The 16,238-nt window shown below is 68.6% G+C and carries 19 protein-coding genes and 1 tRNA gene; 12 read left to right on the forward strand and 8 right to left on the reverse strand.

What is annotated here, in order from left to right; genetic code table 11:
* Positions 1–57 precede the first annotated feature (57 nt).
* Positions 58–801: a creatininase family protein gene (locus tag LXM64_RS01760; RefSeq protein ID WP_234074378.1), complete on the reverse strand. Its 744-nt coding sequence runs from the start codon at positions 799–801 to the stop codon at positions 58–60.
* Between the two features lie 4 nt (positions 802–805).
* Positions 806–1,756, reverse strand: a complete 951-nt coding sequence (locus LXM64_RS01765) for an L-lactate dehydrogenase (RefSeq protein WP_137418207.1) — start codon at positions 1,754–1,756, stop codon at positions 806–808.
* A 199-nt stretch (positions 1,757–1,955) separates the two neighbouring features.
* Between LXM64_RS01765 and LXM64_RS01770 the strand changes: the two genes are divergently transcribed.
* The 3 genes from LXM64_RS01770 (at position 1,956) to LXM64_RS01780 (ending at position 4,061) form a co-directional block, all read left to right on the forward strand.
* Positions 1,956–2,810: an LLM class F420-dependent oxidoreductase gene (locus tag LXM64_RS01770; protein WP_234074379.1), complete on the forward strand. Its 855-nt coding sequence runs from the start codon at positions 1,956–1,958 to the stop codon at positions 2,808–2,810.
* 300 nt (positions 2,811–3,110) lie between these two features.
* Positions 3,111–3,201, forward strand: a tRNA-Ser gene (locus LXM64_RS01775).
* 128 nt (positions 3,202–3,329) lie between these two features.
* Positions 3,330–4,061 (forward strand): DUF1361 domain-containing protein, encoded by a 732-nt coding sequence (locus LXM64_RS01780; protein ID WP_234074380.1) that lies wholly within the window; start codon positions 3,330–3,332, stop codon positions 4,059–4,061.
* Positions 4,062–4,105: 44 nt separating this feature from the next.
* On the opposite strand, the gene LXM64_RS01785 is transcribed toward LXM64_RS01780, so the two are convergent.
* The gene (locus LXM64_RS01785; protein ID WP_234074381.1) at positions 4,106–4,720 is read right to left on the reverse strand and encodes a hypothetical protein; all 615 of its coding nucleotides are present in this window, start codon (positions 4,718–4,720) and stop codon (positions 4,106–4,108) included.
* 150 nt (positions 4,721–4,870) lie between these two features.
* On the opposite strand from LXM64_RS01785, the gene LXM64_RS01790 reads away from it, so the two are divergent.
* The 5 genes from LXM64_RS01790 to LXM64_RS01810 all read left to right on the forward strand — a co-directional run bounded on the left by LXM64_RS01790 (position 4,871) and on the right by LXM64_RS01810 (position 8,062).
* Positions 4,871–5,818 carry an aldo/keto reductase gene (locus tag LXM64_RS01790; RefSeq protein WP_234074382.1) on the forward strand — a complete coding sequence of 316 codons (948 nt, stop codon included), beginning with the start codon at positions 4,871–4,873 and terminating at the stop codon, positions 5,816–5,818.
* Entirely contained in the window at positions 5,815–6,204 is a 390-nt protein-coding gene (locus LXM64_RS01795; RefSeq protein ID WP_234074383.1) for a MerR family transcriptional regulator, read from the forward strand. The genes LXM64_RS01790 and LXM64_RS01795 overlap by 4 nt, the downstream gene beginning before the upstream one ends.
* 177 nt (positions 6,205–6,381) lie before the next feature.
* Positions 6,382–6,894, forward strand: coding sequence for a hypothetical protein (locus LXM64_RS01800; protein ID WP_234074384.1), 513 nt, complete (start codon positions 6,382–6,384; stop codon positions 6,892–6,894).
* Between the two features lie 4 nt (positions 6,895–6,898).
* Positions 6,899–7,630: a hypothetical protein gene (locus tag LXM64_RS01805; protein ID WP_234074385.1), complete on the forward strand. Its 732-nt coding sequence runs from the start codon at positions 6,899–6,901 to the stop codon at positions 7,628–7,630.
* 33 nt (positions 7,631–7,663) lie between these two features.
* The gene (locus tag LXM64_RS01810) at positions 7,664–8,062 is read left to right on the forward strand and encodes a VOC family protein (RefSeq protein ID WP_234074386.1); all 399 of its coding nucleotides are present in this window, start codon (positions 7,664–7,666) and stop codon (positions 8,060–8,062) included.
* Positions 8,063–8,077: 15 nt separating this feature from the next.
* Here LXM64_RS01810 and LXM64_RS01815 read toward each other — a convergent pair whose 3' ends face one another.
* Both LXM64_RS01815 and nhaA read right to left on the reverse strand, forming a co-directional pair.
* The gene (locus LXM64_RS01815) at positions 8,078–8,593 is read right to left on the reverse strand and encodes a hypothetical protein (protein WP_234074387.1); all 516 of its coding nucleotides are present in this window, start codon (positions 8,591–8,593) and stop codon (positions 8,078–8,080) included.
* A 78-nt stretch (positions 8,594–8,671) separates the two neighbouring features.
* Positions 8,672–10,015 carry a Na+/H+ antiporter NhaA gene (gene nhaA, locus LXM64_RS01820; RefSeq protein ID WP_234074388.1) on the reverse strand — a complete coding sequence of 448 codons (1,344 nt, stop codon included), beginning with the start codon at positions 10,013–10,015 and terminating at the stop codon, positions 8,672–8,674.
* Positions 10,016–10,191: 176 nt separating this feature from the next.
* Between nhaA and LXM64_RS01825 the strand changes: the two genes are divergently transcribed.
* Positions 10,192–10,350 (forward strand): hypothetical protein, encoded by a 159-nt coding sequence (locus LXM64_RS01825; RefSeq protein WP_234074389.1) that lies wholly within the window; start codon positions 10,192–10,194, stop codon positions 10,348–10,350.
* Positions 10,351–10,505: 155 nt separating this feature from the next.
* Complete coding sequence (locus LXM64_RS01830) at positions 10,506–10,868, forward strand: ATP-dependent DNA ligase (protein ID WP_234074390.1); 363 nt, start codon at positions 10,506–10,508, stop codon at positions 10,866–10,868.
* Positions 10,869–11,014: 146 nt separating this feature from the next.
* Here LXM64_RS01830 and LXM64_RS01835 read toward each other — a convergent pair whose 3' ends face one another.
* Positions 11,015–12,109: a sensor histidine kinase gene (locus LXM64_RS01835; RefSeq protein WP_234074391.1), complete on the reverse strand. Its 1,095-nt coding sequence runs from the start codon at positions 12,107–12,109 to the stop codon at positions 11,015–11,017.
* Positions 12,106–12,789: a response regulator transcription factor gene (locus LXM64_RS01840; protein ID WP_234075511.1), complete on the reverse strand. Its 684-nt coding sequence runs from the start codon at positions 12,787–12,789 to the stop codon at positions 12,106–12,108. Before LXM64_RS01840 ends, LXM64_RS01835 begins: the two co-directional genes overlap by 4 nt.
* A gap of 100 nt (positions 12,790–12,889) precedes the next feature.
* Between LXM64_RS01840 and LXM64_RS01845 the strand changes: the two genes are divergently transcribed.
* A complete protein-coding gene (locus LXM64_RS01845) occupies positions 12,890–13,624 on the forward strand; it encodes an acyltransferase family protein (protein WP_234074392.1) in 735 nt (244 codons plus the stop codon).
* Here LXM64_RS01845 and LXM64_RS01850 read toward each other — a convergent pair.
* Positions 13,619–14,113 carry a MaoC family dehydratase gene (locus LXM64_RS01850; RefSeq protein ID WP_234074393.1) on the reverse strand — a complete coding sequence of 165 codons (495 nt, stop codon included), beginning with the start codon at positions 14,111–14,113 and terminating at the stop codon, positions 13,619–13,621. The two genes, LXM64_RS01845 and LXM64_RS01850, sit on opposite strands and share 6 nt — an antisense overlap.
* A gap of 394 nt (positions 14,114–14,507) precedes the next feature.
* On the opposite strand from LXM64_RS01850, the gene LXM64_RS01855 reads away from it, so the two are divergent.
* Positions 14,508–16,157 carry a sensor histidine kinase gene (locus LXM64_RS01855; protein ID WP_234074394.1) on the forward strand — a complete coding sequence of 550 codons (1,650 nt, stop codon included), beginning with the start codon at positions 14,508–14,510 and terminating at the stop codon, positions 16,155–16,157.
* The last annotated feature ends 81 nt before the right edge of the window (positions 16,158–16,238 follow it).

Consider the following 16,238-nt stretch of genomic DNA (forward strand, 5'->3'; position numbering starts at 1 on the left):
GAGGCCGCGGCCCCCCGCGTGAGACGTTGCGTGTCTCGAACGTTCACGCGCCGCGGCTCAGGCGCCGTCGAGGCCGGCGAGCACCCGGCGCACGATGCGCTCGCTCTCCGCGGCGACGTGCACGAGGATCCGCTCCCCCTTCTCGGCGGTCGCGGGTCGCGGGTCGCCGAACACTCCGGACGCCGACAGCGGCGCGAGCGGCATCTGCCGCAGGCCGAAGTCCGTGGGCAGCTCGGGGTAGGAGGCCTCGTACCGATCCGGATGGACGAGAGCGGGCGCCACGGCCAGCACCATCGACGTCTCGAGCTCGTCGGCATGGCAGAGGCCCGGCGCCGCCCACGGCGACTCCTTCACCGCATCCCCGATCTCGGTCAGTCCGGGATAGTCGAGCACGACCACCGGCATCCGCTGACCGATTGCGGCGGCGTGCTCGGCCGCCCGATGCAGGGGAAGCCGGTTGCCGTAGTCGCCGTTGACGACCACGAGCAGCGCGTAGCCGGCGCGATCGAGGGATGCGGCGATGTCGGTGCACAAGGCGGTGACCGTATCGGCGCCGATCGAGACGGTACCCGGCAGCGCATCGTTGCTCCACGTGTTGCCGTAGGCCAAGGGTGGCAGGAGCGCCGCATCCAGGCTCTCGGCGAGGCGGCGGGCGACCGCATCCGCCTGCAGCGTGTCGGTCGACAGGGGCAGATGCGGACCGTGCTGCTCCAGCGCCCCGAAGGGGAGTACCGCCACGCGCTGGCGGGACTCGAGGTACGCTGCGACCTCGGTCCAGGTGGCGTGCGCCAGCTCGATCATGCGATCAGCGCAGGGATGCGGCGACGTCGCGCAGCGCGTCGGCCGAACGTCGGAGAAGGCCGAGCTCGTTCGGGCTGAACGCCGTCTCGGGGATCGGAACCGCGCCCGACGCGCTCACGATCGAGGGCACCGAGAGGGCGACGCCGTCGATGCCGTGGTAACCGTGCAGCACGGTCGACACCGGCATGACCGCGTGCTCGTCCTGCAGGATCGCCTCCACGATGCGGGCGCTCGACAGGCCGATCGCGTAATTGGTGGCGCCCTTGCCCTGGATCACCTTGTAGGCGGCGTCGCGCACGTCGACGGCGATCTCGTCGAGCTCGTCGACCGTCACGCGGTCATGCGTCGGCGTCTGCCAGTCGAGGATCGGCACCGTGCCGATGGAGGCGCTGGACCACAGCGGGAACTCGGTGTCGCCGTGCTCGCCGATGATGTAGGCGTGCACGCTCGAGGGCGAGACGCCGGCGCGCTGCGCGAGCTTCCAGCGCAGACGCGAGGTGTCGAGCACGGTGCCGGAGGCGAAGATGCGCTCGACGGGCAGACCGGTCGCCTCCTGCGCGAGCACGGTGAGCACGTCGCAGGGGTTCGTCACGATGACGTAGATGGCGTTGGGGGCGACCTCGAGCAGCTGCGGCATCATCGACTTGATGATGTTGGCGTTCGTGCCCGCGAGCTCGATCCGCGTCTGACCGGGGCGCTGTTTCGCTCCCGCGGTGATGACGACGACGTGCGAGCCCTCGACGACCGACAGGTCGCTGCCGCCGATGATGTCGCTCGTGCCGGTGAACTGCGTGCCGTGTGCGAGATCGAGAACCTCGGCCTCGGCCTTCTCCGTCGCGATGTCGTAGAGGGCGACGTGGCGTGCGGAGCCGCGGATGAGGGCCGCATACGCGACGCTGGAGCCGACGCTGCCAGCGCCGACGACGGTGAGCTTCGAGTTCTCGATCGCAGACATGACCCCAGTCTGGCAGGCCCGGCGGTCGGCGCGCGCGGGCGTGTTCGCCGGGAGAAAACCCGGCGCGTCGAGGTGGCGGCCGCATCCGGTTCTGATCCCGTTCCGATGAGTTCACCCGCATCCGCCCTCGGGGCGCTGCGGTGGTCGTACCCTGATCGGCGGAGGGCGGATGCGGCATCCGTCCGGACGGGACGGGCCCATGGAATTCGGTATCCACATCGCGGACTTCACCTGGAAGAGCGGGCCCGCTCAGTTGGGCCCCGCGCTCGCCGCGCACGTGCGCAACGCGGAGGCCGCCGGCATCCAGCGCATCACTGTCATGGACCACTTCTGGCAGCTGCCGGGTATCGGTCCGGTGGAGCACGAGATGCTCGAGGCGTACGCCACCCTCGGCTTCATCGCCGCGCACACCGAGAAGGCGCTGCTGCACACGCTCGTCACGGGCGTCATCTACCGGCATCCGTCGCTGCTGGCCAAACAGATCAGCACGCTGAACGTCCTCTCCGGCGGCCGGGTCGGGCTCGGCATCGGCGCCGCGTGGAACGAGGAGGAGTGCAAGGGGCTCGGATTCCCCTTCCCGCCCGTGGCGCAGCGCTTCCGCGAGCTCGAGGAGACACTCCAGATCTGCCTGCAGATGTGGTCCGACTCCGAGGAGCCGTACGAGGGTGCGATCTGGCAGCTCGAGCGCACGCTCAACTCGCCGCAGAACGTGACCAAGCCGTACCTCATGATCGGCGGCGGGGGAGAGAAGAAGACCCTCAAGCTCGTCGCGCAGTACGCCGACGCGTGCAACCTGTCGGCGATGGCGGAGGTGCCCACGCACAAGCTCGACGTGCTGCGTGCGCACTGCGACGACGTCGGTCGCGACTACGACGAGATCGAGAAGACCGCCATGATCGCGATCAACCCGACCTCGACGCCGGAGGAGGTCGCGACGCGCGTCGATGCGCTCTCGGATGCGGGCTTCGCCGCGACCTACGTGTTCGCCGCAGGCATCGACGAGCCGGCCCGTGCGGTCGAGCTCATCGCCGGGGTTGCCGCCCTCGCCCGCTGAGCCGTGAGGGCCCTGGCCCAGGGCCGTGGCCCAAGGTCGCGTGGCCCCCGCATCCGTGTCTCGCTTACGCACGCAATCGGCCGGCTGAACGTGCATAAGTGAGACACGCAGGGGTGGGGCGCTTGTCCCGGGGAGGTCCGGACGGCTCGCTCGGTAAGGCGCGGCGGTTCCCCGCATCCGTGTCTCACTTATGCAGGCAAACGGCTCCGTGAGCGTGAGTAAGTGAGACGCAGAAGGGCGTGTGGGATGCGGAATCGTGCTGATTGGCGGCTCGGCCCGGCGTGACGTAAGCTGGTCGGCGGTGACGTGTCCGAGCGGCCGAAGGTGCAACTCTCGAAAAGTTGTGTAGGGTAACCCCCTACCGTGGGTTCAAATCCCACCGTCACCGCCATGAAAACCCCCGAGGAATCGGGGGTTTTCGCATTTCCGGGTGCCGCGATCCGGAGGGCAGAGACCAGTCGGCCCATAGGATCGCGCCATGCCCCAGAACGCCCCGGACTTCGTGAAGGAGCAGGAGCGATGAACGCGATCCTCACCGCACTGGTGTGCGTGGTCCTGCTCAACGCCTACGCCGCACTGCTGATCGTGCTCCGCGCGAAGGTGTACACGGTACCGCTGTACCGGCCGATGCTGGTCAACATCGGTCTGTCGCTGGCGCCCGTGGCTCTCGCGTTCGTCGGGCTCGTCGGGTTCATCCTCGTGGCGCCCGCCGCGCTCAGCCTCGGAGCCCTCTCGGCAGCGGCGCCGGTCGTCGCCGTCTGGGTCTACCTCGGCATCGCCACCTTGGCGTGGTTGGTGTTCTTCCCGAACTCCATCTACCTCATCACCGAGCTCAACTTCAGCCACCGCCGTGAGCACACGCCCGTCCCGCTTTGGTACGACATCGTGCACACCCTCACGTTGACCGGTTCGGGGCTCGCCAATGCGGTGCTCAGCCTCGCTCTGATCCACTTCGGCCTCATCGTCGTCATCGCGGATCCCGCGGCCGGTTCCGGGCCGCCGGCATGGAGCTGGACGTTCGCCGCGGTCGCGATACTGCTCGGCTCACTCGGCGTCTACCTCGGGCGCTACCTGCGCCTGAACAGCTGGGACGTTCGCCATCCCGCCACCCTCATCCGCAAGCTCCGTGACCACTTCGCCGCCCGCGGCCGTGCCCTGGAGGGGGTGGCGTTCGTCACCACCCACACGGTGCTCGTCGCGCTTCTCTACGTGCCGATCTTCGGCCTCGCCTACGACGCCCTCCTGAATTAGTCGGGGGTTTCACCCCACCGTCACCGACCTCCGTCGAGGGCGTGTCAGCCGCCCGAACCGGAAGGCTGGATGGGGGCGCCGTCGCCGTTCTCGGGCAGATCGCCGCGCTCCACGGGGGTCGGCGGCGTTCTCGGAGTGTCGGAGAACATATGGTCGAGCTCCGTCGACGAGGGCACGTGAACCGCCTTCGCGGCCGCGTCGATCTCGTCCGCTGTGGCCCCGGTCGACCCGATGATGCGCACCGTCGCGCCGGCGCGCACGACGATGTCCTCGTGAGCGCCATTGCGCTCTCGGTGCCAGATCCCGTCCTCCTCGGTGCAGGTGACGGGAGCCTCGGGATCGTCCCACATCGGCAGCGCCGCGCACGTCTCGGCGGTCATACCGCCTCGCTGCGTGCGCAGCGAGATCATCGCTCCCGACCCGTCACGGATCCAGGTCGCCGACATACCTTCTTCGTTCGACACGCCGACCGACTGGGGAGCCAGGGTGTAGCCCGGCACCGCGGTCGTGAAGACGAGATCGGCCGAGATGCCGACCCCGCCGACCCGCTCGGAGATCGCATCGACGCTCGCCGGATTGCCGGCCGAAGTGGCGCACCCGGCCGCGACCACCGTCACGAGGGCGACCCATACGCCGAGGAGGGGGCGGGAGGCGCGCATGACGGCATCATGACAGATCGCGCGATGCGGCAAAGCCCGTCACGCGGAAGACGATCGTCCCGGATCCGGCGTGAGGTCGGGAGTCGCCGGCTTCGCGTCGCCGAACCCGATTTGACCTGGAGCGCGCTCCAGGTGGTTCGCTGCGTGTACATGGACACTTTCAGCAACGGAATCGCCCTCGGCGCGATGTGGTTCGGTACTCGGCTCTCGGAGGAGACATCGTTCGCGCTCCTCGACCGCTTCGTCTCGCGCGGCGGACGCTGGCTCGACACGTCCGATAACTACGCGTTCTGGGCATCGCCGTCCGGCCGGGGAGGGGCGAGCGAGACGGTGCTCGGGGAATGGCTCCGTCGTCATCCGGGTATGCGAGACGATGTGTCGATCTCGACCAAGGTCGGCGCGAACCCGACCCAGGCCGGTGTCGGTGCCGCATCCCTGGAGGGGCTGGCCCCCAGCGCCATCGCCCAGGCGGTCGCGGGATCGCTGGAGCGGCTCGGCGTCGAGACGATCGACCTGCTGTGGGCGCACGTCGAAGACCGCGCGGTGCCGCTCGAGGATCAGGTCGAGGCCTTCGGAGCCCTCGTCGCAGCCGGGAGGGTCCGGCGGCTGGGCGCCTCCAACCATGCGATGTGGCGCGTCGAGAGAGCCCGCGCCGCGGCGCGGGCGCGGGACGTCGAGCCCTTCCGGTTCGTGCAGCTGCGGCACAGCTACCTCCAGCCGATCCCGTTCGCGCCGCTTCCGGAGTGGGGACACGTCATCGCATCGCCCGAGGTCATCGACTACGTCGCATCCGAGGGGCTCGGGATGTGGGCGTACACGACGTTGCTCGGTGGGGCATTCGCCCGACCGGAGCGGTTGCAGGAGGTGTACCGGCATCCCGATACGGAGCGTCGTCTGGCAGCACTGGACCGGGTCGCTCGGCGGTGGGATGCGACGCGGAACCAGGTCGTGCTGTCATGGTTACTCGAGGGATCACCCGTGGTGACCCCGATCGTCGGGGTGTCGGATCTCGCTCAACTGGATGAGGCGATGGACGCCCTGCAGCTGCACTTGCAGGCCGACGATCGTGATGAACTCGACGGAAGGCAGCACGAATGATCCCGACGTTCACGATGGGCGAGGCCACCGCAGCGACGGGCCTCACCGCGGACACGCTCCGCTATTACGAGGACGAGAGCATCATCGGGCCGTTCGCCCGAGACCACCGGAACCACCGGGTGTTCAGCGAGAAGGACATTGCCTGGATCCACGTCGTGACCTGCATGAAGGATGCGGGACTCGGCATCGACGAGCTGCGCACCTTCGCCGATCTGCTGCACGGCCCGCACGCCTCGCCCGACCCCGTCGGCTTCCTGCGCGAGCGTCGGGCGGCCCTGGAGGAGCGCCGGCAGGTGCTCGCCCGCGCGATCGCGGTGATGGACGAGAAGATCGCACACTTCGCGAAGGCCGGCACTGGGAAGGAGGAGCAGCGAACGACGCGCTGACCCTGCCCGCATCCGTCGCCCTCCGCGAAGCCGGCTTCACGCTCGCCGTTGCTCTGCCGGGTCCGCCCTGACGACGGGTGACGTATCCGGCCTGTGGATGACGTCCGGGGAGCAACCATTGTTCTCCCTATGCTGTGCCCCACAGCGAACAGTCCGCGCCCGAACGGAGAGACACCCATGCCCGATCACGCTGCCCTCGCCGCATCCCTGACGACGCCCGAGGCGTTTCTCGCGCTCACCGATGAGGGTGGTGTCTTCGGCGTCAAGAAGGCGGCGAAGGCCGCGCTCGACATCTGGAACCAGGCCGACGCGCGTTACATCGGCGTCTACCGCGGCTTCCACGCGCCCGGCGGCAAGGGGACCGGCTTCGTCATCCGCACCTACTGGGATCCCGCGCGCGTGAGCCCCGACCTCGACGCCATCGAGGTGGCGATCCAGACGGCGCTCCCCGTCGAACTCACGCGGGCCGACGAGAAGGTCACCTGGAAGGCGCGCAACAACAAGCAGGCGAGCTTCTTCGCCTGGCGCATCTCGCAGCAGCAGGCGCTGTCTCTCTGGTTCCAGGAGCGTTTCGGGGTGAGCGCGTGTGTCACGCAGCTGTTCGACCGTGCCGATGTCCATCAGGATGTCGCTGTGGTGGCGACCTCGGGTGGCATCGACAACCTCTGGTCGTTCACCTCGGAGGGCTGATCGCGTGCCGGAGGCGCCGCGCGGGCGGCCGGTGCGCCGCGCCTCGAGGTCCGTCCTGGGGGCCGCGGCGACCGTCCTCGGCATCGTCGCGATCGCGTTCCTCTCCGCTGACGAGTCGGTCGGCGGTGCCGTGCGCGTCGTGGTCATCGCCTTCGCGATCGGGTGCGTCTTCGTTCCGGCGGCCATCGCCGTCGCGTCCGTATGGATGCGCTCGCGCAATCGTCGGCAGGAGCCGGATGCGGGCGCGGCTCGCCTTTCTGATCGAGCCGTGCGCGTGCAGCAGCTGCTCGGCAGAGCGGCCGTCCGCATGGCCCCCGACGGCCGCGCGGATGTCCATGCCCGCGCCGCGCTCGGCGACGAGCTCCGGATCGCGGAGTCCACCGTTCGCAGGCTTCCGCCCGACGAGCTGCTCGGCTTCCTCTGGATGGCGCGGCCGTCGCAGCCCGACCGCTTCCAGAGCTCGGCCGAGTTCGCGGGGCTCCCCGAGCGCGTCCAGGACATGATCGTGCTGCTCGATCTGCGGCGCGAGGTACAACTGCGCGGGGCCGACGCGGCGTTGCGCGCGACATCCGGCGTCTATCACCACGACCGCCCTCGCACCCTGGCCGCGGTGAGGCGTACCGGCAACGCATCGCTGCTCGCGCAGGTCGAGACGCCCCACCCCCGCACCGACGAGCTGCTGACCGCCGTCGATGACCCCGCGACCTGGGAGCGGTTGCTGCGGGCCCACTCTTGACGTGATCGTCAGCCCTTTGCGAGGGTGTGCGCCATGAGCCTCTTCCTCACTTGCCCCGTCGAAGACGTCGAGCGTGCGACCGCGTTCTACGCAGCTCTCGGGTGGGGCCTGAACGCCGAGATGTCGAACGACGATGTGTCGTGTTTCGTGATCGCTCCCGACCAGTACGTCATGCTCGGCAGCCGAGAGATGTACGCGCGTATCGGCGGAACCGAGGATCTCATCGGAGGACCTGACACGCCCTCGAAGATCACGGTGTCGTTCGATCTCGACAGTCGCGAGGCCGTCGATGAACTCGTCGAGCGTGCTCGCACTGCGGGAGGTCGGATCGGCGACACCGACGACTACCCGTTCATGTACCAGCGCCAGTTCGACGACCCCGACGGCTACCACTACTCGCCGTTCTGGATGAAGCCGGAGGCGGCGACCTGAGCGGACGCGCGGCGATCAGAGGTACTGCTCGCGCGCGGCCTGGGCGATGTCCTGGGTGCTGATGTCCTCCCAGCGCAGGACGACGACGCCGTGGGTTCCGGCCGGGTCGGCGGAGCGGAGTCGGATGCGGTTGATGAGCAGATTCGCCCGCGGACACTCCGAGGCGTCCAGCACGGTCAACTCGATGTCTCGACCGCTGACGCGCTCGAGCTCCGCGTGAGCGCGGGTGGCGACCGCCGAGGCGATCCGGTCGAAGTACGGGGGCAGCTCCGCATCCGCCACGACGATGACGACGATATGGCGCACGCGGGGATGCTGGCGCGCGGCGCGCACCGCGTCGAACACGTGGTCCTGCAGTGCCCGCTTGACCATCGCCCGCGTCGGTCGTGACGGCAAGGCGGCGAACTGCGCGATCGTGCGCGGATCGGCGCGCGCTGATCCGACCAGGTCCTCGACGGTGACGAAGTCCGGTTCGGCATCGAGCAGGGGCGTGGTCGGGGCGTCTCCGAGGACCAGGATGCGATCGGTCATGGCGTGCTCTCTGTCGCAGGGAACGGTCGACGACCGTTGCCGACCAGACTTCCCGGCTCACCGATTGCGAGGGCGACTCTACTCGTCCTCACCGCGCTTCGTGTGCACCGGCTGCTCGTAGACATCCGGCACGTCGTTCGCGTCCGTATCGACCTGCTCCTGCCGTGCGAGCTGCGCGTAGCGGCGGTTCTGGGCGATCAGAACGGATGCGGCGAGCACAGACGCGAGCACCGAGGCCACCATGATGGCGATCTTCGCGTCCGCGTTGTGGGGGGAGCCGTCGGCGAAGCTGAGCTCCGCGATGAGCAGCGAGACGGTGAATCCGATGCCGGCCAGGAGCCCGACACCCATCAGATCGATCCAGCGGAGCGCGGGGTTCAGTCGCACGCGGGTGATGAGGGTCAACAGGCGCACGCCCAGGAGGATGCCCAACGGCTTGCCGAGGACCAGTCCCGCGGCGACTCCGATGGTCACCGGGTCGGTGGCGGCGCGCACGAGGCCGTCCCAGCCGCCCACCGCGACGCCGGCGGCGAAGAAAGCGAAGACCGGAACCGCGAAGCCGGCCGACAATGGGCGGAAGCGGTGCTCGAAGCTCTCGGCGAGATCGCTCGCGTCGCCCCCATCCCGTCGAGATGCGCGAACCGGAACCGTGAACGCCAGCGCGACGCCCGCGATCGTGGCGTGCACCCCCGACGCGTGAAGGAACGCCCAGGCGGTGAATCCGATGGGCAGCAGGATGAGCCACGCCGCGGACGGATGCCGAGTGAAGAACGCGCGGCCGCGCTGCGCGATGATGCCGTAGACCATCACCAGTACTGCGAAGACGGCCAACGGGACCACCTGGATGTCGCTCGTGTAGAACACGGCGATGATCCCGATCGCGATGAGGTCGTCTACGACGGCGAGTGTCAGGAGGAAGATTCGCAGGGGGCCGGGGAGATGTGAGCCCACGAGCGCGAGGATGGCCACCGCGAAGGCGATGTCGGTGGCGGTCGGAATCGCCCAGCCCTCCAGGAGCGACGGCTGCGTCCAGACGATGCCCACGTAGATGAGCGCCGGCACGACGACGCCGCCGACGGCAGCGGTGATCGGCACGATCGCCGTGCTGAATCGCCGCAGGTCGCCGACGACGATCTCCCGCTTCAGCTCCAGTCCCACCATGAAGAAGAAGATCGCCAACAGGCCGTCGGCGGCCCAGGCGCCGACGCTGAGCTCCAGATGCCACGGCTCGTAGCCGAACCGGAAGTCGCGAAGGGTGAAGTAGGCCTCGGATGCAGGCGAGTTCGCCCAGATGATCGCGGCGGCTGCGGCGATCACCAGCAGTGCGCCCCCCACCGCCTCTTTCCGCAGGAGGCGGGTGACACGCTGAACCTCGGCTGATCCCGGCCAGCGGGGCGCGCGAATCGACGGCTCTGTGGACATGAGGCTCCTCGGGGTCGTTCGACAGAAGTGTCGACCAGACTTCCCGACGCGCCGTCCACCATTCTACGGAATCGGCGGGCCTGCGGAGCGCCCACACGATGAACAGGGCTTAGGTGATCGATCCCCCCGCGTCAAGGCGCTGTGCGGGTCACAGTTGGTCCGCATAGAAACGTGGGATGCGTTTCGTTGTGCCCGTGCAGCTGACCGTGCCGATCGCCGGCGAGCGGTACGGCCACGGCGTGGAGGTCGAAGCGGAGAACTGGGCGGATGCGATGGCCGATGTCCTGATCGCCGTGGGTCCGGATTGGGAGGTGGCGGAGCCGTTTCGCTCCTGACGTAACCCGATATCGGCGCGAGGGGTTGTGCTCCGGAGCCATGCGGAGGATCGTGGATGGTCAACCGCCCTCTCGGAGCGTGTCGATTTCTCAGGTCTGAATCATCCCCAACGGCTGATCGTCGCTCACTTCGCGTCGGCAGGCCGGAGCCCATCATGGGAAAGCTGATCTACGACCAGTACACCAAGGCGGAGTTCGAAGACCGCACCCTGGCTCACCTCCAGCAGGTGATCTTCACCAAGTTGCGTCGCAACGAATCGTTCGCGCTCACGTGGAAGGACGACGTGAGCCTCGGCAGCGGGCGGACCTCCGTCTGGCTGCATCCGAACGCCAATCTGCAGTTCAAGTTCTTCGGCACGCGCGAGCCCGCACTGAATCGAGCATGGCTCGAGGCCTTGGCGTACACGGCGAACGGGCCGACGGGGCTCTACGTCGTCCCGGAACCCGCGCCGAACGAATCACCGGTGCCCACGCTCCACGGAACGTCGCAGCGTTTCGATCTCGTGCCGGCGGACTGAGCACCTATCGCGTGCAGGCTCTGCTCCGATCGGAGAGGGCCTGCACGCGGGTCAACACAGGGAAGCCGTGCCGCCCACGAGATCCGCGAGGGCCGCGGCAGCGCAGATGATCGCTGTCCACAGGGCCGCGCGACCGCTTCGTCGCATCACCGCGCGTCCGGCGTGGAGCCGCCCAGGAACCGCAGCGTCAGCAGAAGGCCGCCCGACGGTCGAGAACTCAGCGACAGGTCGATCGTGTGCAGCTCGGCGATCCGCTGCGCGATCGACAGGCCCAGTCCGTGCCCCTTCGCGGCGGTCCGCGCGTGCAGCCGGGTGAACGGTTCGGCGAGCGTCTGCAGCTGTTCCGGCGGGATGTGCTCGCCGTCGTTCTCGATGGCCAGCACGGGGTTTCCCGCCGCCGTGAGCGAGACGGCCACGGTCCCGCCGTCGCGGTTGTGCAGAACCGCGTTGCGGAGAAGGTTCGACAACAGCTGCCCGAGCAGCTGCGGGTTCCCGGTGACCTGGACCGGGTCGAGGCGGAGCCGCACCTTCAGCCGACGCTCGCGGATATCAGGTTCGAGCTCGCTGATCTGTGCGGCGACGAGCTCGCGCAGGTCGACCTCCGTCATGCTCAGGTGGGCCTCTGCGGACGCGAGTTCCAGCAGGGCGCTCGTGATGGCGATCATGCGGTCGTTCACCGACAGCAGTCGTCGGAACGTGACCGCTGCCTCATCCGAGGGTTGATCGCGCAAGGCGACCTGGAGCAGGGTGCGCGAGGTGGCGAGCGGCGTGCGCAGTTCGTGCGAGGCATTGGCGGCGAATCGGTTGCCGCTCTCCGCGCCGGCCTGCACCTGATCCAGGAGCGTGTTGACGGCGGTGAACAGCTCGCGGGTCTCGGCCGGACCGTTCGGTGGAACGAGCCGCACATCCAGCACCTGTTCCGCCTCCGCCTCGCTGAGCGTCACGACGGCATCCGCGTACGGACGGGTCAGGCGCCCGAGAAGGAACCACGTCACCACGCTGACGACGCCGATGAGCAGAATGCCGACGGGGAGAACCACTCCGAACAGCAGCGACGTCATCCGACCGACGGTCACGGCATTGTCGTAGGTGACCATGCCCTCGGATTCCTGGACCGTGCTCGGGACGGCATGCGTGGTGAGCACCAGGAGGGTCGTCAACCCGATCAGCGCGGCGGTGGCTGTGGCGGTGGCGGCGGCTACCAGGGCCAGGACGGTGCGAAGACGAAGCGACGCGATCATGTCGGGGTGACCTCCCTCGACGTGCGGAGGATGCGGTAGCCCGCGCCGGGAACGGTCTCGACGAGAGAGGGGGGACCGATCTTCTTGCGGAGTGTGGAGACGGTGACGCGGATCGTGTTCGTGAACGGGTCCGCGTTCTCGTCCCAGGCCTGCTCCAGCAACTCCTCGGCGCTCACGACACCGCCGTCCGCGCGGACGAGCACCTCCAGCACGGCGAACTCCTTGCGGGTCAGGTGAAGGAACCGCCCGTCTCGGTACGCCTCCCTGCGGAAGGTGTCGACACGAAGGCCGCCCGCTTCCAGTACCGGCGGAAGCGCTGCTCCGGAGCGGCGGTAGAGGGCCGCGATGCGGGCGACGAGCTCGTCGAAGTCGAAGGGCTTGGTGAGGTAGTCGTCGGCGCCGATGGCCAGCCCGGCGACCCGCTCGCTGACGGCCGCCGATGCGGTCAGCATGAGCACCTTCGGAGCGTCACTCATCGTCGTGATCCGACGGCACACGTCATCGCCGTGGATGACAGGGATGTCGCGGTCGAGCACGACGACGTCGTACCTCGTCTCGACGACCGCATCCACGGCGCGGGCGCCGTCCCTGGCGACGTCGGCGGCGATCGCCTCGATACGCAGCCCACGTTGAATCGCATCCGCGAGAAGCGGCTCGTCTTCCACGATCAGTACGCGCACCAACGGTCACCTCCTCGGCAAGTCGAACACAGCCCACCTAAACGCAGCGTAAAGCGGGCGCCGAACGTTCTCGCAACAGCCGGACGAGTGGGCTCGTGCCATGACCACGCTGCTCGCATCCCTCGCGCACACCGGCGCACGGAGTCGTCCCGCGGCGACCGTGTCGCTCGGATCGCTCACCGGCTTGCGCTGGCTGGCCGCGACGGCGGTCCTCGTCTATCACCTGCGGAACATGCAGTACTTCGCCGAGCCTGTGCAGACGCTGCTGTCGGTCCTCTTCGGTGCGGGATCGACAGCCGTGTCGCTGTTCTTCGTCCTCTCGGGGTTCGTGCTCGCCTACTTGTATCGCCCGACCGGCATCGCTCGCTACTCTCTGCGACGTATCGCGCGGGTCTACCCGCTCCACCTGGTCGGCGTGGCGCTGGCGATCTACGTCGGTGCGACGCTGTTCCCGGCCATCCGCACGACCGATCCGCGCTCACTCGTCGCCAACCTGCTGCTCGCCAACTCGTGGTGGGCGCCCTGGTGGCAAGCGGGGAACCCGGTCTCGTGGTCGTTGTCGTGCGAAGCGTTCTTCTACCTCTGTGCGCCCTTCCTGATCCGCGTCATCGCCGCCCGCGGTGCCACAGCGACGCTCGTGATCCTCGCGTTCAGCCTCGCCGCCGCCTGGCTCGTGCCGGTGATCGCTCTCGCGGCGCCCGGTATCTCTCCGTGCGGCTTCCCGCCGGGCAGGCCTCGGCCCCAACTCGTCGACGCGCTGCCCGTCTTCGTAGACCGAGACGACGCTGACGAGCGACCACGCGCCGATGGATCTCCGCGCAGCGCAGGCTCATGAAGCGGCCGTCGGGGTGAGGGTGAGCAGGTAGGTGTGCGCTCCGTCGAGCACGAGCTCGCCGCGCTGGTTGTGGATGGTGGCTCGCGTCGTGACCTGACCCGCGCCGTCGAGCTCGGACAGGTCCGTGATCTCCAGCTGCGGATAGAGCGTGTCGCCCGAATGGACCTCGCCCAGGAAGCGCGCGCTGACGCTCGTGAACGCGATGAAGATGTCGCCGATGTAGTGCGGGAAGAGCGTCGCACCGGGCGCTGTGAAGGCCAGCACCTGCAGGCCGTGCACCACCGGTGCGCTGTGGCCGTGCGCTCTGGCGTACTCCTCGTCGTAGTGGATCGGGTGGTTGTCGGCCGAGACCGCCTGAAATGCCGAGGCGTGGGCGTCGGTGAGGGTGCGGCTGGGGGCGCGGAAGACGTCCCCGACCTGGAGCTGTTCGAACGTCTTGGCCGGAACGATCAGGAAATCGGACGGGTCGAAGGCGGGTGTGCTGCTCATGGCTGTCTCCGTTTCACGCGGTGTCCGCTGGCGGTGAAGGCGGCTTCGCGGCGAGTCAAGCCGAGTTCACGCATCCGGTCGCCGGACACCTGACGAGACTGCGCTCGACACGTCTCCGGTCTCGGGCGATCCCGTCCGGCTTCGTCGGCGCCGGGCGCGCCGCCCACATCGATGTGTCGGTCGCCCCGCATCCGCCACACCTTTGCGCACGTGCGCCAGTGAATGACTGTGGCGGCTGCGGAGAAGTGCCGCGGTTGCGTAGAGGCGACGCAACTCGGGCATTGGGGTGGGGGCATACACCCTTGCCTGCTGCGCGAGAAGAGAGCCGCGCTGATCGGGACCGACGCGCTACTCTCAGGCGTTCCGTCGTGGGGGCGGGAGGATCGGAGGAGGGGTGGCTTCCGACAGCACTTCGGCCTGGCGCGCGAGACTGTATCTCTTCGTGCAGACGCAGTCCGCGATCGTCGCGACCTTCGTGCTGCTCGCGGTCGTCGCCGCGATCCTGGGGGTCATGCCCGAGCAGCCGCTGCTGGCGGTGCTCGGTTACCTGCTGGTCGCAGCCGCGACCGTCATGTCTCTCGTGCTGCCGTTCGAGCGGTGGCCCTTCGCCCGGCAGTCGGCGATCGCCGGGGCCGACTTGGTGGCGAGCATCTGCCTCGCCCTATCCATGTACAACGACGTCCGTGCGATCGCCGCCCTCGCCGCCTTTCCCGCCGTATGGCTGGCGACCATCGGCGGCAGGTGGGGAGCCGCCGCCGGGCTCGTCGGCGTCTACACGGCCATCCTCGCGCCGCCGCTGCTCACGCAGGTCGCCCTCACCTCGGCGAACTGGGCAAGCGTGCTGCTGTTCGCGATCGTCATCCCCGTCTTCGTGGTCGTCGCCCGGATTCTCGTGGAGACGAATCGACACTTCCAGTCGCTCCTGAGCGACGCCCGAGAGCGCGAGAGCGCGAGCGGCAAGCAGATCGAGCGTCTCGGTGCTGTGCTGCGCAGCTACGCAGAGACGGCCGACATCGGCGTCGTGGTGCTCGACGAGAACAGGCGCGCACTGATCACGAACCGCCGCTCTCGCGCCTTCGCGGAGCTCGCGGGGCTGGACCCGTCGACGGGCATCTGCACGCACATGTATGCGGCCGACCGTGTGACGCCCGTCGTCGCCGCCGATCAGGCGATCCAGCGAGCGATCCGCGGCGAGGCCGTCGAGGGGGAGCTGCTCTGGATCGGCCCGCCGGGTGAACAGCTCGCTCTGATCTCCACAGCTCTGCGCCTGAAAGCCTCCGACGGGTCGAGTCTCGGGACGATGATCGTCGCCCAGGACATCACGGACCAGCTGCGTCGCGGGCGGGAGAGGGAAGACGCGCTGGCCACGCTGTCGCACGAGCTGCGCGCTCCCCTCAACGCGATCATCGGATACGCCGATCTCCTCCTGTTCGAACCCCTGCCGACACACTCGCGCGCGCACGTCGACGTCATCGCCCGCAACGCCGACCGGCTGCTCGCGCTGTCCAATCGGTTCCTCGACGGTCTTCAATCGCCCCCGCGTCTGGAGATGACAGACATCCCGCTCCGCTCGCTCGTGACAGAGGTCGTCGACCCCCGCGTGCTGTCCGAGCTCGCGCTGCGCGCGGTCACGGTCGACATCGAGCCGGATGCGGTGGTGCGCTCCGATCGGGCCGCCCTGGTCTCGATCCTGGGAAATCTCGTCTCGAACGCCGTGAAGTACTCGCGCGAGGGCGACGAGGTGCGCGTCGTCGCGGGCGAAGGTGCGGAGACTGTCTGGGTCACCGTCGCCAACACCGGTTCACACATCGACCGCAGCGATCTGGAGCGCGTCTTCGATCGTTTCTACCGCGCCGCCGCGGCGCGTGAGAGCGCTGTATCGGGAACGGGGATCGGACTCGCGGTGAGTCGGAGCATCGCCGCGGCGCTCGGCGGTTCGCTGACGGCCGACGACGTGGCGGAGGGGGCATCCTTCACCCTTCGCCTGCCCTCCGGGATCGCCCGGACCGGGCGATCTGCGCAGACGATGGAGGAGTCGGCGTAGCGTCGGCGCCATACGGGCGCGCTTCCATAGTTGTTCCGCGGGATGCGCGCCAGTGCTCGTGGCGAACGAGCGGAATCTCTA

The sequence above is a fragment of the Microbacterium binotii genome (genome assembly GCF_021398715.1).
Taxonomy (GTDB): Bacteria; Actinomycetota; Actinomycetes; order Actinomycetales; family Microbacteriaceae; genus Microbacterium; species Microbacterium binotii_A.

Excerpts from the sequence above, each read along its gene's own strand:
- LXM64_RS01845 (WP_234074392.1), top strand. The coding sequence starts at position 12,890 with ATGACCACGCTGCTCGCATCCCTCGCGCACACCGGCGCACGGAGTCGT.
- LXM64_RS01830 (WP_234074390.1), top strand. The coding sequence starts at position 10,506 with ATGGGAAAGCTGATCTACGACCAGTACACCAAGGCGGAGTTCGAAGAC.
- LXM64_RS01780 (WP_234074380.1), top strand. The coding sequence starts at position 3,330 with ATGAACGCGATCCTCACCGCACTGGTGTGCGTGGTCCTGCTCAACGCC.
- LXM64_RS01850 (WP_234074393.1), bottom strand. The coding sequence starts at position 14,113 with ATGAGCAGCACACCCGCCTTCGACCCGTCCGATTTCCTGATCGTTCCG.
- nhaA (WP_234074388.1), bottom strand. The coding sequence starts at position 10,015 with ATGTCCACAGAGCCGTCGATTCGCGCGCCCCGCTGGCCGGGATCAGCC.
- LXM64_RS01765 (WP_137418207.1), bottom strand. The coding sequence starts at position 1,756 with ATGTCTGCGATCGAGAACTCGAAGCTCACCGTCGTCGGCGCTGGCAGC.
- LXM64_RS01785 (WP_234074381.1), bottom strand. The coding sequence starts at position 4,720 with ATGCGCGCCTCCCGCCCCCTCCTCGGCGTATGGGTCGCCCTCGTGACG.
- LXM64_RS01835 (WP_234074391.1), bottom strand. The coding sequence starts at position 12,109 with ATGATCGCGTCGCTTCGTCTTCGCACCGTCCTGGCCCTGGTAGCCGCC.
- LXM64_RS01795 (WP_234074383.1), top strand. The coding sequence starts at position 5,815 with ATGATCCCGACGTTCACGATGGGCGAGGCCACCGCAGCGACGGGCCTC.
- LXM64_RS01800 (WP_234074384.1), top strand. The coding sequence starts at position 6,382 with ATGCCCGATCACGCTGCCCTCGCCGCATCCCTGACGACGCCCGAGGCG.
- LXM64_RS01790 (WP_234074382.1), top strand. The coding sequence starts at position 4,871 with ATGGACACTTTCAGCAACGGAATCGCCCTCGGCGCGATGTGGTTCGGT.
- LXM64_RS01815 (WP_234074387.1), bottom strand. The coding sequence starts at position 8,593 with ATGACCGATCGCATCCTGGTCCTCGGAGACGCCCCGACCACGCCCCTG.
- LXM64_RS01825 (WP_234074389.1), top strand. The coding sequence starts at position 10,192 with ATGCGTTTCGTTGTGCCCGTGCAGCTGACCGTGCCGATCGCCGGCGAG.
- LXM64_RS01760 (WP_234074378.1), bottom strand. The coding sequence starts at position 801 with ATGATCGAGCTGGCGCACGCCACCTGGACCGAGGTCGCAGCGTACCTC.
- LXM64_RS01810 (WP_234074386.1), top strand. The coding sequence starts at position 7,664 with ATGAGCCTCTTCCTCACTTGCCCCGTCGAAGACGTCGAGCGTGCGACC.
- LXM64_RS01770 (WP_234074379.1), top strand. The coding sequence starts at position 1,956 with ATGGAATTCGGTATCCACATCGCGGACTTCACCTGGAAGAGCGGGCCC.